Raw genomic sequence first — 15,178 nt, 5'->3', positions numbered from 1 at the left:
CGCGGCGGTATCGGGAGGGCTCCTTCGAGGCTTCCGCTTCGCTCCAGCACCTCAGGATGAGGGCGGGGGTCGGATGAGCGCCTCTCACGCCGCCCCGATCCGGTCGAGCGCCGCCATGGCCTCCTCCGGCAGGCTGAGCTCCGCCGCCGCGAGGTTCTCGCGCAGGTGGCCGAGGGACGACGTCCCCGGGATCAGCAGGATGTTGGGCGACCGGCGCAGCAGCCACGCGAGCGCCACCTGCATCGGCGTCGCGCCGAGCCCGGCGGCCACCTCCGACAGGGTGCCCGATTGCAGCGGGCTGAACCCGCCCAGCGGGAAGAACGGCACGTAGGCGGTGCCGGAAGCCGCGAGGGCGTCGATGAAGGCGTCGTCGCCCCGGTGGGCGAGATTGTACTGGTTCTGCACGCAGACGATGTCGGTGATCCGGCGCCCGTCCGCGACCTGACGCGGCGTGGCGTTGCTCAGGCCGATCCGGCGGATCAGCCCCCGGCGCTGGAGATCGGCCAGCACGGTGAGCGGCGCCTCGACCGGGCCCTCCGCCGGCCCGTGGACGTCGAACATCAGGCGCAGGTTGACCACGTCGAGGGCCTCGACGCCGAGGTTGCGCAGGTTGTCGTGGACCGCCTGCGTCAGCTCCGCGGCCGAGAAGGCCGGGTTCCACGAGGCGTCGGCCCCGCGCTTCGCGCCGACCTTGGTGACGATCACGAGGTCGTCCGGGTAGGGGTGCAGCGCCTCGCGGATGATCTGGTTGGTGACGTGCGGCCCGTAGAAGTCGCTGGTGTCGATGTGGTCGACGCCCGCGGCGACGGCCGCGCGCAGCACCGCGATGGCGGCGGCGCGGTCCCTGGGCGGCCCGAACACGCCCGGCCCGGCGAGTTGCATGGCCCCGTAGCCGAGCCGCTTCACCCTGCGGTCGCCGAGTTGGAACGTGCCGGCCTGCGCGATGTCGGTCATGACGGATCTCCTGTTCGCGTCCCGGATGTAGACGCCAGCGATTCGACAGATAAGCGGTGACAATCGGCACGGGCTGTGCGGATCTTCGAACAATGACCCAGGATCTCACGGACCTCGCCGCCTTCGTGACCGTGGCGCGGGCCGGCGGCTTCCGCGAGGCCGCCCGCGCCGGGGGCGGGAGCGCGTCGCGCCTCAGCGAGGCGGTGCGCCGGCTGGAGACGGGGCTCGGCGTGCGCCTCCTGAACCGCACCACCCGCAGCGTCGCGCCCACCGAGGCGGGCATGCGCCTGCTGGAGCGGCTCGGCCCGGCTTTGGCCGAGGTGGAATCCGCCCTCGACGTGGTGAACGGGTTCCGCGACCGGCCGGCCGGGACGCTGCGGCTCAACGTGCCGCTGAGCGCGGCGCGGCTCGTGCTGCCGGCCCTCGTGCCGCCCTTCCTGGCGGCCTACCCGGAGATCCGCCTGGAGGTGGTCGTCGAGGACGGGTTCGTCGACGTGCTGGCGGCGGGCTGCGACGCCGGGATCCGCTACGACGAGCGGCTGGAGCAGGACATGATCGCCGTGCCGATCGGCCCGCGGCGGCAGCGCTTCGCCACCGCCGCGTCCCCGGCCTATCTCGACCGGCGCGGCCGGCCGGAGCATCCGCGCGACCTCCTCGCCCATGCCTGCCTGCTCGGCCGGTTCCCGAGCGGCGCCCTGACGGCGCCCTGGGAGTTCGAGCGCGACGGCGACATCGTCCGGGTGGACCCGTCCGGGCCGCTGATCGTGCGGGTCGCCGCCAGCGACCTCGCGGTGGAAGCCGCGGTCGCGGGTACCGGGATCGTCCACCTTTTCGAGGACTGGCTGCGCCCGCAGCTCGCGAGCGGCGCCCTGGAGCCGGTGCTGGAACCCTGGTGGCAGGTCTTCTCCGGCCCGTTCCTCTACTATCCGGGCCGGCGGCTCTTGCCGGCGCCCCTGCGCGCCTTCGTGGATTTCGTCGGCGCGCAGGCGTCGCGCGCTAGAACCGGAGGGTGAAGGTGCCCTTCACGGCCTGATCCTGGGCGCGGGCGCCGGTCTGGCCGGTATAGGCCACACCCAGGCTCGCGTTCGGCGCCACCGCCAGATCGAGCCCGACCTGCGCCACCAGCGCGTCCCGGTCGATCGGCACGCCCGCGCTCAGGAAGGCCGGGCCCGTGCCGAACCGCAGCAGGGCCGTCGGCACCACGTCGCCGAAGGCCCGCCGGTAGCCGACCAGACCCCGCAGCGTCACCGGAAGACCCAACCCCAGCTCCAGGCCCGTCTGCGCCCGCACCCCCACGGTCGCCGCGCCCAGATCGTAGTCCCGCGCGACGCTCGCCAGCGCCGCCGCGCCCCCGGTCTCCGCGAAGGCGTCCCGCCGGATGCCGACATACGCCCCGCCGACGAACGGCTCGACGTAGGAGGCCGCCGGCGGCACCGGCACCGCGACGCCGTCCCTCGACACCAGAGCCGCCGGAGCCGGCTGGCCGAGCGCGATCCTCCAGCCGATCTCGCCGAAGCCCTGCACCGTATAGCCGCCGCCATGGCCGCTCAGCGTGTCCGACAGCCCGTACAGCACCGCCCGCCGGGTGCGCGTGTCGGTCCCGGCGTAGAGCGCTCCCAGCCGCACCGACAACGGCCCGACCTCATAGCCGCCATACAGGCCGCCGAAGCCGCTCTTGAGCGTGGCGCTCTCCGCCCGGCTCGTGCCGCCGGACCGGCCGGCGCTGTCGAGATACGCCTCCGTGTAGCCGCCGACCACGCCGACGCGCAGCCCGTTCGACACGCGGACATCCGCGCCCGCCGCGAAGCCGGCGATCTGCCGGTCGAGGTTGAACGCGTTGCCGCCGCCCTCGGCCGTGCCGAAGGCGCCGAAGCCCTGGCCCCAGAGCCCGAACACCTGCGGGTCGAGGGTCCGCACCGGCACGCCCGCCACCACCGGCTGGCGCCCCGGCAGGTCGGCCGCGTAGGCGGCCGGCAGGGTGCCGTAATCGAGGCCGGTGCCGGGGCTGCCCCAGCGCAGGCGGTCGAGCACCGCCTCGCGCACGAAGAACGCGGTCTCGTAGGCGGTGGACACGGTGCCGGCGTGGATGTCGCCCGCCAGCGCCCGGAAGGCGTTGCCGGCCTCGGCCGTGGTGAAGGCGACCGCCGCGTCGAAGAGCCGGCCCGGGCCGGCCGCCTGGACGGCGTTGGCCGCCGCCATGCCGTTGCGGCTGGTGGCTGACGCGGCGAACGGCACGTCGTTGCGGGTGAGGGTCAGGTCGACCGCGTCGGTCCGGTAGCGCAGGCCCGGGCTGAGGAAGGCGAGGTTCGCGGTCACGCCGGCGAACTGGCCCGAGACGCCGCCGGCGGCGGAGAGGATCGTGTAGGTGGTGCGCGGGTTGTAGGCGCCCGAGGCGGCCAGCACCTGGACGGTGCCGCCCGACAGGGTGGCGCTGCCGGTGGCGGCGATGCGGTCGGCCTGGCCGGCGGCGTTGGCCTCGACCCGGTAGGTCGAGCCGGCCGCGAAGGCGGCATTGCCGGCGACGGTGAGCGTGCCGATGGAATTGCCGGGAGACACGGTGCCCCCCGAGAGCGCGCCGATCCCGCCCACCGTGCCGGAGCCGCCGAGCTCCGCCCCCGGCAGCACCGACACGACCGAGTTGGCGAGGGAGCCGTTCACCGCGAGCCGCCCGGCCTGAACCGTGGTGGCGCCGCTCAGCGTGCTGAGGCCGGTGAGCGTGAGGGTGCCTGAATTGGTCTTGGACAGGGTCCCGGAGCCCGAGATGGCGTTGGGCAGCGTCCCGTCGACGGATTGATCGACCACGAGGGCCGCGTTGTCGACGATCGCGCCCGTGCCGAAGGCGCCGGCATGGCCGACCAGCGTCCCGCCGCCGATCGTCGTGCCGCCCGCGTAGGTGTTGGCGCCGGCCAGCACCAGGGTGCCGCTGCCGAGCTTCTCGAGGCTGCCCGCGCCGCCGATATCGTTGCGCCACACATCGTAGGCCGAGAAGCCGCCCTTGGCCGCATCCTGGGTGACGCTGACGGGACCGTTGAAGGCCCCGTAGCCGTCGGCGGCGGCGAACAGGTTGATGCGGTCGTAGCCCAGGCCGTTGTCGAGGAACCCGCCGGAGGGCAGCTCGGTGGTGGCGATCACGTCGCGGCGCTGCGCCGCCGTGAGGTAGGGGAAGCGCGTCGCGAGCAGCGCCTCGGCGCCCGTCGGGACCACCGGCGGCAGATTGGTGGGTCCGACCGAGGGGAGACCGTAGGTGAGGCGCGCCGTGTAGGCGGCCTTGTTGCGCGCAGAATCGGAGAAGCGGTCGGTGGCGGGATCGACCGCGGCGTGGGCGCACCGTTCCACCGGCCCGCCGCAGGCCTGGCTCAGGTAGCTCTGGGCCTGCGCGACGGCGTCCGCCAGCAGGGTCGCGTTGGCCGGGTCGTTGAGCGCCCGGATGGCGAAGTAGGTCGCCAGCACGCGGCCGCCGATCACGTCGGTGGGCGAGTGCATCCCCGCCTCGATGCGGTTGTCACCGAGCTCGCTGGCGCGGGTGAGCAGTTCCTGGAACCGCTGCGGGACCGCGTAGGCCAGGGCGAGGGCCGAGAGGTAGGCGGCGTTGGTGTGGCCGCTCGGGAAGCCGCCATCCGTCGCGGGCGTCGGGCTCTTCTCCGGCACGAGGGAGGGCGGCACGACGAAGCCAAGGCTCTCGCCGTTCAGGCTCTGCCGCCACGGGCGCGGGTAGCTGTAGGCGTCCTTGGCCGGGCTGGTGGAGGCGTTGGTCCGGAACACGTTGACCAGCTGCACGACCTTCCCGAGGGGCGACGTCGTCACGCCGGCGCCGGTGCCCTGGTCGACATACTGGACGCGGGACGTGGTCGCGTCGAAGGCCGGGATCGTGGTGGTCGCCCCGGACCCCGCCAGATAGGCCTGGGTCAGCGGGCCGAGGCCGTCGATGACGCTGTAGCTCTGGTTGCGGCGGTCGTCGTAATAGGCGGCGACCTCCTGCGCGAGAGTCCGCTCCCGCGCCCGCTCGGCGACGATCTGGATGTTGCGCAGCAGGAGGGGCGCCCCGAGGGCCGTGGGCGATCCGGTGTCGTAGGTCCGTCCGGGGATCCAGATCCGCCCGAAGCCCGACAGGATGTCGACGCCGTTGCCCGCACCGGGCGTCTGTGCCTGGGCGCCCGAACCGAGCATCGCGACCGCCAGAGCGGCGATTGAGACCCCATATCCCCGTTTCATGATGCGCTCCCCGACACCGCCCCGTCCGGCCGGTCGCGCGCCCCATATCCAAGATCATCGATAGAAAATCGTCATATTTCGTTCAAAATCTGACGTCTTCTTGATTCGTATCCTCAGAGCAACACTCTGTAAGTCGGCTTATTTTTGGAGCCTGCACGAATATAACCGGATTTAGTCTATCGCAATATTCGTCAAGAACTGGGTTTCGGCCTTCGATTGCCGCGCACGTGCGGCCGCACCTGAACAGCCGCGCCCGAGGCCGGACGCGGTTGCAGGGGTCGGGGCCAGGCGGGGCAGGGGAGGCGGCCCGGATTGCGCCCGGGCGGATCCGGCGCCGAAGCGACCCGGCGGGATGCCGTGCGAATCGCCCGGCGGCGCGTGCGGATGCCGCCGGGACCGGCGGCCGGGCCTACTTCGGCAGTTCGAACACCGTGAGCTGCCCGCCCGGCGCCGTGTATTGCGACAGGGCCGCGTAGCCGCCGACCGCCCCCGAACCGTCGGCGGGATCGGTGAGCCCGGCCGCCAGACCGATCCCGGCCCAGCCGCCGACCCCGGAGAGCACCGCCACGTACTGCTTCCCGTCGTGCAGGTAGGTGGTGACATTGCCGACGATGCCGGACGGCGTCTTAAACCGGTAGAGCTCGTGCCCGTCCCGGGCATCGACCGCCTTCAGGTAGCCCTCCAGCGTGCCGTAGAAGACCACGTTGCCGGCGGTGGCCAGCGCCCCCGACCAGACCGAGAAGGCTTCCGGGATCGTCCAGGCGATCCGGCCCTTGGCGCCGTCCCAGGCGATGAACGCCCCGGTCCGGTCCGAGCCCTCCGGCGGGTGCAGGGTGAGCGTCGCGCCGACATAGGGCTGGCCGGGCGTGTAGGTGACCCGGAACGCCTCGTAATCCATGCACATGTGATTGGTCGGCACGTAGAACAGCCGGGTCAGGGGCGAGTAGGCCGCGGGCTGCTGGTTCTTGGCGCCCAGCGCCCCGGGGCAGATGTTCTTGGTCACCTCCTCCTCGTCGGCCTCCCCGGGCGCGTAGCGCTTGTCGACCACCGGCCGGCCGTAATCGGGGGCGGCGGGGTCCATCACGATCCGGCTGGCCCAGTTGACCGTGGGATCGAACTTCTCCGCCACCAGCACTTCGCCCGTTGCGCGGTCGAGCGTGTAGCCGAAGCCGTTCCGGTCGAAATGGGTCAGCACCTTGCGCGACCGGCCGGCGATCACCTGCTCGGTGAGGATCATCTCGTTGACGCCGTCATAGTCCCACTGGTCGTGGGGGGTCATCTGGTAGACCCAGCGGGCCATGCCCGTGTCGGCGTCGCGGGCGATGATCGCCATGGACCAGCGGTTGTCGCCGGGGCGCTGGGACGGGTTCCAGGTCGCGGGGTTGCCGGTGCCGTAATAGACGAGGTTCAGGTCGGGATCGTAGGAGAACCAGCCCCAGCTGCAGGCGCCGCCGGTCCGCCATTGGTCGCCCTCCCAGCTCGTCAGAGAGGAATCCTTGCCGATCGGGCGCCCGAGTTCGGTCGTCGTCTCCGGATCGACCAGCATGTCGGCATCGGGCCCGGTGGCGTAGGCGCGCCAGAGGCGCCGGCCCGTCGCCTGATCGTAGGCGGTGACGTGGCAGCGCGCCCCGTACTCGCCCCCCGCGAGCCCCACGATGAGCTTGCCGTGGACCGGCAGGACCGTAGCGGTGTTGGTCTCGCCCCGGCCCGGATCGCCGTTCTTCACCGACCACAGCACCCGGCCGGTCTCGGGGTCGAGGGCGACCACGGTGGTGTCGGCCAGCTGCAGGAACAGCCGCCCGTCCGCGTAGGCCAGCCCGCGGGAGACCGTGTCGCAGCACATGACGGCGATGACGCCGGCCTCCTGCCGGGGGGCGTAGCGCCACAGGATTCGGCCGTCATGGTCGAGGTCGAGGGCGTAGACCACGTTGGGGAAGGGCGTGTGCACGATCATCACGTGCCCGACCACGATCGGCGCGCCCTCGTGGCCGCGCAGGACGCCGGTGGAGAAGGTCCAGGCGACCTTCAGGCGCCCGACATTGCCGGCGTCGATCTGGGCGAGATCCGAATAGCGGGTGTTGGCGTAGTCCAGGGTCTGGAGGACCGGCGCGGGTCCGGCCGAGGCCGCGCCGGCGAGGCCGGCGAGCGGCAGGGCCGCGAGGAGGGAAGCGCGCATCCTGAAAATCCTCCCGCCGCGCGGTCGCCGGCGCACCGGATCCCGCCCGGACCGCCTCACATCCGCTGCTGGACGATGGTCTCGGCCTGGGGATCCGGCTCGTGGCCGGCCGTGCGGAGCATCGGCACCACCTCGGCCGCCTCACGGGCGACGAGGTAGCTCAGGTCGAGGCCCTCGCGGATGAAGCCGTGGCCGCGCATGTGCTCGAACAGGGCGAGCAGCGGCGCCCAGAACTCCGCCACCGAGACCAGCACCACCGGCTTCCGGTGCCGCCCGAGCTGCGCCCAGGTCAGCTGCTCGACCAGCTCTTCCAGGGTGCCGATGCCGCCCGGCAGGGTCACGAAGGCATCCGAGTGCTCGAACATCAGGCGCTTGCGGGTGTGCATGTCGGGCACCACCACGGTCTCCTGGACGTCCGCCAGCATGTGCTCCCGCGCCTGGAGGAAATCCGGGATGATGCCGGTGACGTGGCCGCCGGCGGCGAGCGCCGCCCGGGCGACCGTTCCCATCAGGCCGACATCGCCGCCGCCGTAGACGAGGCGCATCCCCGCCTGCGCGAGCGCGGTCCCGAGGACCTCCGCGGCCTCGCGGAAGGCCGGGTCGCGGCCGAAGCCGGAGCCGCAATAGACACAGACTGTCCTCACCGGGGCCATCCGGCGCCCTCCTCGCGCGTCCGTTGCGAGCCGTCCAGAACACGCCCCGCGCCCGGCACTCCACGCGCCAAACTGCTGAATTCGCGGGGGATTCGCCCGCCTGGACGGCGGGACGGCTTGGTGTCAGGACCATGTACGGTATTATGGGCGGCGCCGTCGACGGTTTTCGCGCGGGGCGGCCCGACGGGCGGCGGCAGGATCAGGGGAGGCCTTCGTGGCGATGTCGAGACAGGTGCGGCGCAGTCTCGCCCTGGCGCTCGCCGGCCTTCTCGGCGGACTGGGACTCGTGCTGGCGCTGTTCGGCGGCGATTCCCTGCGGCGGCTCACCGGTCGGCCCGGTCCGGACGCCCCCGCGCCGAGCGCCAGCCTGCGCGGCCTGACCGATCCGGGCGCCGTGGCCGGTCGCCCCGACCCGACCATCGACTTTCGCGACGACAAGCCGGGCCGGGCGAGCCCGGCGCCGGGGGCGGGCAACATGGCCGCCCGCCCGCAGGATCCCCGCGCCGCCGCACCCGGAGCGCCGCAGGCCGGCCCAAGCCCGGATGCGCGCCTGCCGGACGCCGCCGAGGCGCCGCGCTTCGACATCGTCCGGGTCGAGCCGAACGGCGACGCCGTGGTGGCCGGCCGCGGTGCGCCGGATGCCGGGATCGAGATGCTGGTCGACGGCAGGCCGGTGGCCCGGGCCAAGGCCGACGCCAACGGCCAGTTCGCGATCGTGCCGCCGGCCCTGCCGGCGGGGGCCAGCACCCTCCGCCTGCGCATGACCGGCAAGGACGGGCGCGCGACCGAGTCGCAGCAGAGCGTCGCGGTGGATGTCGCCCCCGGCCGGGATCGCCAGCCCCTGGTGGCCCTGACCGCCCCGGACGCCGCGACCGTAGTGCTGTCGCAGCCCGGCGCCCCCGGCGCGACGGCCGACGCCAAGGCGGGAGGCAAGGCGGGAGGCAAGGCGGATGGCAGGGCCGGATCCAAGCCCAGCTCTCAGCCCGGCTCTCAGCCCGGCTCTCAGCCCAGCACCGAGCCCGGCTCCAGGGCCGCCGACCCTGCGCAGGCCGCGCGGCCGGCCGGGAGCGGCGAGACCCGCGAGGCCGCGGCGCCCGGGTCGGCGCCGACCCGGATCGTCAGCGTGGACGTGCAGGGGAACGGCCGCCTGTTCGTGACGGCCACCGGTACGCCGGGAGCCAGGATCCAGCTCTACCTCAACGACACGCTGATCGCCCCCGGCAGCATCGGGCCGGACGGCCGGGCGACCTTCACCATCGGGCGCGGTCTCAAGTCCGGCCAGTACCAAGTGCGGATCGATGAGGTCGACCCGGCCACCGGCAAGGTCGCCAGCCGCGCGGCGGTGCCCCTGTCGGTGCCCGAGCCGGCGCAGCTCGCCGCCCGGGAACCCGCCGAGCCCGCGCCCTCGGCCGCCCAGGACGGGGCGCGGGCCCCGGACGCGCGGGCCGGCGACGCCCGCGACGGGGCCGATCGGGACCGGCCGGCCGCGGCCTCGCCCCCGGCCGCCGGATCGAGCCCCCTGGTGGCCGACATGGCGGGGCCGAACCGGGCCGGGACGGTGTTCGTGCCGGAGATCAGCACGGCCCGGATCACCCGCGGCGACAATCTGTGGCGCATCAGCCAGCGCACCTATGGCCGGGGCGAGCGCTACACGGTGATCTACGACGCCAACCAGAACCAGATCCGCGATCCGGACCTGATCTATCCGGGCCAGATCTTCGTGCTCCCCGCCGACAAGCGCGGCTGAGCGGCTTCGGGGCCTGCCCGACCGTCCTCAGGGCCGCCGGGGCGGCCTGAAACGCCGGAGCTCCAGACCACGACCTCGTCCTGGGGTGCCCGCGCGCGGGCCTCGCAGGAGGGCTCCGGAATCCCGATCGCCGTTCGGGGTGAAGCCCAGGGACGGGACGGGTCCCCGCGCGCAAGGCGCCCGGACCGCCTCCGGTCGATGCCGCCGAACCGTCGTCACGCGCACCGCCGTGACCGCGGGGGGCACAGCCCGGGCAGAGCCGGGTAACGACGGGCACCGGCGCCGTCCGCAGACCCGCCTCACTCCACGACCTGATCGTCGCCCGCAAACGCCAGGCGGCGCAGGCTGCGCAGCGCCCCGTCGAGGTCCGCGCGGGACGGGGAGGCCAGGGCGAGGCGCACCGCGTTCGGCGCGTGGCCGGGATGGACCGCGAAGGCCGAGGCCGGGAGGAGGGCGATGCCCTGGCGCAGGGCCGCGGCCGCGTAGGCCTCGGCCCGCCACGTCTCGGGCAGTTCCAGCCAGAGGTGGTAGGCTTGCGGATCGCCGACCACCCGGAGGTCGGCGAGCGCGGCCCGGGCCAGAGCCTGCCGGGCCGCCGCATCGTGGCGCTTGGCCTCGGCCAGCGCCGCCGCCGAGCCCCCGGCCATCCAGTGCATGCCGGCCGCGAGCGACAGGCCGAGCACCGTCCAGGCCCCCTGGCGGACGGAGGCGGCGAGCCGGTCGGTCAGGGCAGGCGGCGCGGCGATCAGGCCGACCGTCAGGGCCGGCATCACCCGCTTCGACAGGCTGTCCACGAAGATCACCCGGTGCGGTACGAGGCCGGCCAACGGCGGCGCCTCGGCCAGGAAACTGTAGACCGCGTCCTCGATGGCGATGAGCCCGGTGCGATCCAGGACCTCCGCCAGGGCGGCCCGCCGCGCCGGCCCCATCGTGGCGCCGAGGGGATTGTGCAGGGTCGGCTGGAGATAGACGCCGCTCAGCGGGGTCGCCCGGTGGGCCTGGAGCAGCGCCTCGGGACAGACACCCTCGGCATCCATCGCCAGCGGGATCAGCGTGATCCCGAGCCGCGCCGCGATGCCCTTCACCCCCGGATAGGTCAGGGGCTCGCAGCCGATCCGCTCGCCGGGCGCCGCCAGGGCCGCCAGGGCGGCGGCGAGCGCCTGCCGGCCGTTGCCGGTGAACAGGATATCGGCGGGATCGGGGGCGTAGCCCTCCCGGGCCAGGAACCCGGCGGCGACGGCCTGCGCCCGCGGCGTGCCCGCGGGCCCGTACTGGCTGAAGCCGATCTCGGCGCCGCTGCGGGCCAGCGCCGCCAGGGTCTCGGACAGGACCGCCTCCTGCTCCGGCAGGCGCGAATGGGTCCGCTGCAGGTCGAGGGCCGCCGCGGGCGGCTCCGGCCGGAGCAGGCCGACCTGCCCCGGATCGCTGCGGACATAGGTGCCCCGCCCGACCTCGCCGGTCACCAGCCCCCGGCGGGCCAGTTCCGCGTAGACCCGGCTCGCCGTCGAGACCGCGATGCCCCGGGCGTAGGCGAAGTCCCGCTGCGGTGGCAGCCGCGCCCCGGGGCGCAGCCGGCCCGCCGCAATGTCGGCGGCGATCGCGTCGGCGACGGAGCGGTAATCCGCGGCGCGCATCATTGCTCCGAGGTCAATGTTTCGATTGATCCGAGATGTGTATCGGATCAATGCTCCGCCAGCAATCCCGGCCGGACTGCATCCCCGCCATCGGATCGACCGCGATGCCCGCCGTCACATTGTCTTCGTCACCCGCCCTTCGCCGCCCCGCCGCGCGCCCGTCCCTGCTCCGGACGTGGCTGAATCGGATCCGCACCCGGCGCGCCCTCGCGGCGCTCCACCCCGATCAGGCCCGGGATGCCGGCCTGGAGCCGTGGGCGCTGCGCATCGAGATCGCGAAGCCGTTCTGGCGGGCGTGACGGGTGCCCTGCGCGCAGCGCGGGTGATCCCGCGCCGCCCCGCGCCTATATGCGGGACTCAGCATTCCCTCCCGACAGAACCCGCATGACCGACAAGACCGCGCCTCAGGCCGGGCCGCCTCTCCCGGCCGAGCGCCCCGGCCTGATCGCCACCTACCGCCGGCTCTGGCCGCATCTCTGGCCCCATGGCCGGCCCGACCTGCAGCGCCGCGTCTTCCTGGCCTTCGGCCTGCTGCTCGCCGCCAAGCTGGTGACGATGGTGACGCCGTTCACCTTCAAGTGGGTCACCGACGCGCTGGTCGCCGCCGTGGGGGGCAAGGACGCACCGGTGCCCACGGGGCTGCTCGCCGCGCCGATGCTCTTGATCGCCCTCTACGGCGTCTCGCGGATCGCCATGTCGGCGCTGACCCAGGTGCGCGACGGTCTGTTCGCCAAGGTGGCGATGCATGCGGTGCGGCGCCTCGCGCTCCAGACCTTCGAGCACATGCACCGGCTGTCCCTGCGCTTCCACCTGGAGCGCAAGACCGGCGGCCTCACCCGGGTGCTGGAGCGCGGCCGCGCCGGCATCGAGGAATTGTCGCGCCTGATGGTGCTGACGCTCGTGCCGACCATCGTCGAGTTCGTGCTGGTGCTCGGCGTGCTGGCCTACGAGTTCAGCTGGACCTACGCGGCGACCGCCTTCGTGACGGTCGCGGCCTATCTCGCCTTCACCTACAAGGCGACCGAGTGGCGGATCGCCATCCGCCGCCGGATGAACGCCTCGGACACGGACGCCAACACCAAGGCGGTCGATTCGCTGCTCAATTACGAGACCGTCAAGTATTTCGGCGCCGAGCGCCGCGAGGCCGCCCGCTACGACGAGTCGATGGCGCGGTACGAGAAGGCCTCGACGCAGACTTACGTGTCCCTGGCGGTGCTCAATGCCGGGCAGGCGGTGATCTTCACCCTGGGCATGACCGTGGTGATGTGGCTCGCCGCCCGGGACATCCTGGCCGGGCGCACCACGATCGGCGGCTTCGTGCTCGCCAACACCATGCTGGTGCAGCTCTCGATGCCCCTCAACTTCATGGGCATGATCTACCGCGAGATCAAACAGGCGCTCATCGACATCGACGACATGTTCCGCATCCTCGGGCAGAACCCCGAGATCGCCGACCGGCCGGGCGCCGCGCCGCTCGCGGTGGCGGGCGGCACGCTGCGGTTCGAGGATGTCCGTTTCGCCTACCATCCGGAGCGGCCGATCCTGCGCGGCGTCTCCTTCGCGATACCGGCGGGCCAGACGGTGGCGGTGGTCGGGCCCTCGGGGGCGGGCAAGTCGACGCTCTCGCGCCTGCTGTTCCGGTTCTACGAGCCGCAGGGCGGGCGGATCAGCATCGACGGGCAGGACATCGCGGCGGTGACGCAGGAATCCCTGAGGGCAGCCATCGGCATGGTCCCGCAGGACACGGTGCTGTTCAACGACACGATCGGCTACAACATCCGCTACGGCCGGGCCGACGCCACCGACGCGGAGCTGCGCGAGGCGGCCCGGCTCGCGCAGATCGACCGCTTCGTCTCGAGCCTGCCGGAGGGCTACGACACGCCGGTGGGCGAGCGCGGCCTGAAGCTCTCGGGCGGCGAGAAGCAGCGGGTCGCCATCGCCCGGACCATCCTCAAGGCGCCGCCGATCCTTGTGCTCGACGAGGCGACCTCGGCGCTCGATTCCTTCACGGAGGCGGAGATTCAGTCGGCGCTGGACCGGGTCAGCCGCGGCCGCACCACCCTGGTGATCGCCCACCGGCTGTCCACGGTGGTCAACGCCGACGCGATCCTGGTCCTCGACCACGGCCGCATCGTCGAGCGCGGCACCCATGCGGAGCTGCTGGAGGCCGGGGGCGTCTACGCGGCGCTCTGGGACCGCCAGCGGGAGGCCGATGCGGCCCTGGAGGTTCTGCAGCGCGCCGACGCACCGGTGGCGCCCCGGCCCGGGCAGGCGGCCCTGCCGGAGACCGAAGCCGCGGAGTGACCGGACGGACACAAGCGGACCGTGCCGAGCGGCCCGGGTGCAACCGGAGGCGGCAGCGGCCGTTTGCCGGACATGCCGCACTTCTATCTCCACATCCGTGACGGCCAGTGGCTGATCGAGGATCTCGACGGCGCCGACCTGGCCGACCTCGACGCCGCCCGCGCCGAGGCCGAGCGCTCCGCCCGCGCGCTCTTGGAGATCCAGCGCGTCGACGGCGCGGTGCTGGCCGGCCAGTCCTTCGAGATCGCCGACGCGTCGGGTGCGGTGCTGGCGGTGGTCCCCCTCAAGGACGTGCTGGAGCTGCCCTGATCCCGCGGGATGCCTCGCATCCGCGCCCGCGTCCCGCGGTGCCGGAGCGCGGCGAAGGCCGCGAAGGAGGCCTCCGGCCGGGCGCGCGATCCCTGAAGCCCTCCTTCGCGGCCGCTCCGCCGGGGCAATCCCCTAGGACCGCGACCGCACCCGGACCCCGAGCAGCGCCTCGAACGGCAGGACCATGGCGCCCTTGTCCCGGTCGCCGTGTCCCTGGCGCAGGGCGGTCTGGTAGGTGACGGTGGCGGCCGCGGTGACCGGCATCGGGAAGCCGTTCTCCGCGGCGATCGCCGCCGCGGCGACGAGGTCCTTGTAGGCCGCCCCCATCGGATAACCCTCGTCGAAGCGGCCCTGGAGGATGCGCGGCACGAAAAACTGCGCCGCGTAGCTCCGGCTCGTGCCCGTGGTGACCACCTGGGCGACCTGATCCGGGTCGAGCCCCAGGGCGACGGCCATCGGCAGCACCTCGGCGAGCGCCGCGATGTTGATGTCGTAGAGCACGTTGTTGATCGTCTTGGTGAGCTGGCCGGCCCCGGCCGGCCCCATAGCGAGGATGGTCGTGCCGATCCGCGCCAGCAGCGGGCGCACCCGCGCCACCGCCCCGGCCTCGCCGCCGCACATCACGGTGAGCGTCCCGGCCTCGGCACCGGCCGGCGCCCCGGAGACCGGCGCATCGACGAAGGCGCGCCCGGTCGCCGCCATGGCGCGGCCGATCGCCAGGGCCTTGGCGTGGGCGATGGTGCTGAGGTCGACCACGACTGCCCCGGGGGCGAGGCGCTCCGCCAAGGCGCCGGTGCCGAAGAGCGCCGCCTCGACCGCGTCGCCGTCCGGCAGACACAGGAACAGCACGTCGGCGCCGGCGGCCTGACCGGGATCGGTCGTGGCGACGAGCCCCGGCGTGTCGAGACCGGCGAGGCGCCGCGGATCGCAATCGATCGCGACGAGCGTCTCGGCGTCGGAGTCCCGCTTGGCCGCGAGGTTGCGGGCGATGGGATGCCCCATCGCGCCGAGGCCGAGAAGGGCGAGGCGCGCGGCCATGCGGGTGTCCCTGTTCCGGGTGTCCGGCCGCCCGCCCGTCCGTACGGGGGGAGGCGCCGCGCCAGCATGTCGCCGGACGGGGCCGTCTTCCAGCCCCGTCTCCGGCATTCGTGGGACGCGCGTCATTTCAGGGCCGCGCAGCGGGACCCGG

Annotated in this window: 11 protein-coding genes; 5 read left to right on the top strand and 6 right to left on the bottom strand. The window is 73.4% G+C overall.

Translation table 11 applies throughout. The features are described from left to right. Positions 1 to 84: 84 nt before the first annotated feature. Positions 85 to 954, bottom strand: a complete 870-nt coding sequence (locus P9K36_RS11630) for an aldo/keto reductase family oxidoreductase (RefSeq protein ID WP_043757149.1) — start codon at positions 952 to 954, stop codon at positions 85 to 87. 92 nt (positions 955 to 1,046) lie between these two features. On the opposite strand from P9K36_RS11630, the gene P9K36_RS11625 reads away from it, so the two are divergent. Further along, the gene (locus tag P9K36_RS11625) at positions 1,047 to 1,967 is read left to right on the top strand and encodes a LysR family transcriptional regulator (RefSeq protein ID WP_043757148.1); all 921 of its coding nucleotides are present in this window, start codon (positions 1,047 to 1,049) and stop codon (positions 1,965 to 1,967) included. Here the strand turns inward: P9K36_RS11625 and P9K36_RS11620 are convergent. From P9K36_RS11620 to P9K36_RS11610, 3 genes are all read right to left on the bottom strand, one after another. Next, positions 1,951 to 5,166 carry an autotransporter domain-containing protein gene (locus P9K36_RS11620; protein ID WP_278307105.1) on the bottom strand — a complete coding sequence of 1,072 codons (3,216 nt, stop codon included), beginning with the start codon at positions 5,164 to 5,166 and terminating at the stop codon, positions 1,951 to 1,953. The genes P9K36_RS11625 and P9K36_RS11620 overlap by 17 nt on opposite strands. Before the next feature lie 409 nt (positions 5,167 to 5,575). Then, on the bottom strand, positions 5,576 to 7,342 hold the full coding sequence (locus tag P9K36_RS11615) for a methanol/ethanol family PQQ-dependent dehydrogenase (protein ID WP_043347454.1): 1,767 nt from the start codon (positions 7,340 to 7,342) through the stop codon (positions 5,576 to 5,578). 56 nt (positions 7,343 to 7,398) lie between these two features. Further along, complete coding sequence (locus P9K36_RS11610; RefSeq protein WP_043347456.1) at positions 7,399 to 7,995, bottom strand: TIGR00730 family Rossman fold protein; 597 nt, start codon at positions 7,993 to 7,995, stop codon at positions 7,399 to 7,401. Positions 7,996 to 8,215: 220 nt separating this feature from the next. Here P9K36_RS11610 and P9K36_RS11605 point away from each other — a divergent pair, with 220 nt between their 5' ends. After that, positions 8,216 to 9,742, top strand: coding sequence for a LysM peptidoglycan-binding domain-containing protein (locus P9K36_RS11605; protein WP_111473987.1), 1,527 nt, complete (start codon positions 8,216 to 8,218; stop codon positions 9,740 to 9,742). Positions 9,743 to 10,041: 299 nt separating this feature from the next. On the opposite strand, the gene P9K36_RS11600 is transcribed toward P9K36_RS11605, so the two are convergent. Beyond that, the gene (locus P9K36_RS11600) at positions 10,042 to 11,376 is read right to left on the bottom strand and encodes a PLP-dependent aminotransferase family protein (RefSeq protein ID WP_043761123.1); all 1,335 of its coding nucleotides are present in this window, start codon (positions 11,374 to 11,376) and stop codon (positions 10,042 to 10,044) included. Positions 11,377 to 11,480: 104 nt separating this feature from the next. Between P9K36_RS11600 and P9K36_RS11595 the strand changes: the two genes are divergently transcribed. From P9K36_RS11595 to P9K36_RS11585, 3 genes are all read left to right on the top strand, one after another. After that, entirely contained in the window at positions 11,481 to 11,675 is a 195-nt protein-coding gene (locus P9K36_RS11595; RefSeq protein ID WP_043383150.1) for a translation initiation factor IF-2, read from the top strand. 85 nt (positions 11,676 to 11,760) lie between these two features. After that, positions 11,761 to 13,680, top strand: coding sequence for an ABC transporter ATP-binding protein/permease (locus P9K36_RS11590; RefSeq protein ID WP_043757145.1), 1,920 nt, complete (start codon positions 11,761 to 11,763; stop codon positions 13,678 to 13,680). Between the two features lie 72 nt (positions 13,681 to 13,752). Continuing rightward, positions 13,753 to 13,989, top strand: a complete 237-nt coding sequence (locus tag P9K36_RS11585) for a hypothetical protein (protein WP_043382977.1) — start codon at positions 13,753 to 13,755, stop codon at positions 13,987 to 13,989. A 132-nt stretch (positions 13,990 to 14,121) separates the two neighbouring features. Here P9K36_RS11585 and P9K36_RS11580 read toward each other — a convergent pair whose 3' ends face one another. After that, positions 14,122 to 15,027, bottom strand: a complete 906-nt coding sequence (locus P9K36_RS11580) for an NAD(P)-dependent oxidoreductase (RefSeq protein ID WP_278307104.1) — start codon at positions 15,025 to 15,027, stop codon at positions 14,122 to 14,124. Positions 15,028 to 15,178 lie beyond the last annotated feature (151 nt).

This window comes from Methylobacterium sp. 391_Methyba4, assembly GCF_029691625.1.
Lineage (GTDB): Bacteria > Pseudomonadota > Alphaproteobacteria > Rhizobiales > Beijerinckiaceae > Methylobacterium > Methylobacterium fujisawaense.
Note: the sequence above shows the minus strand (reverse complement) of the source record. Positions and strands in the feature narration are given on the sequence as shown.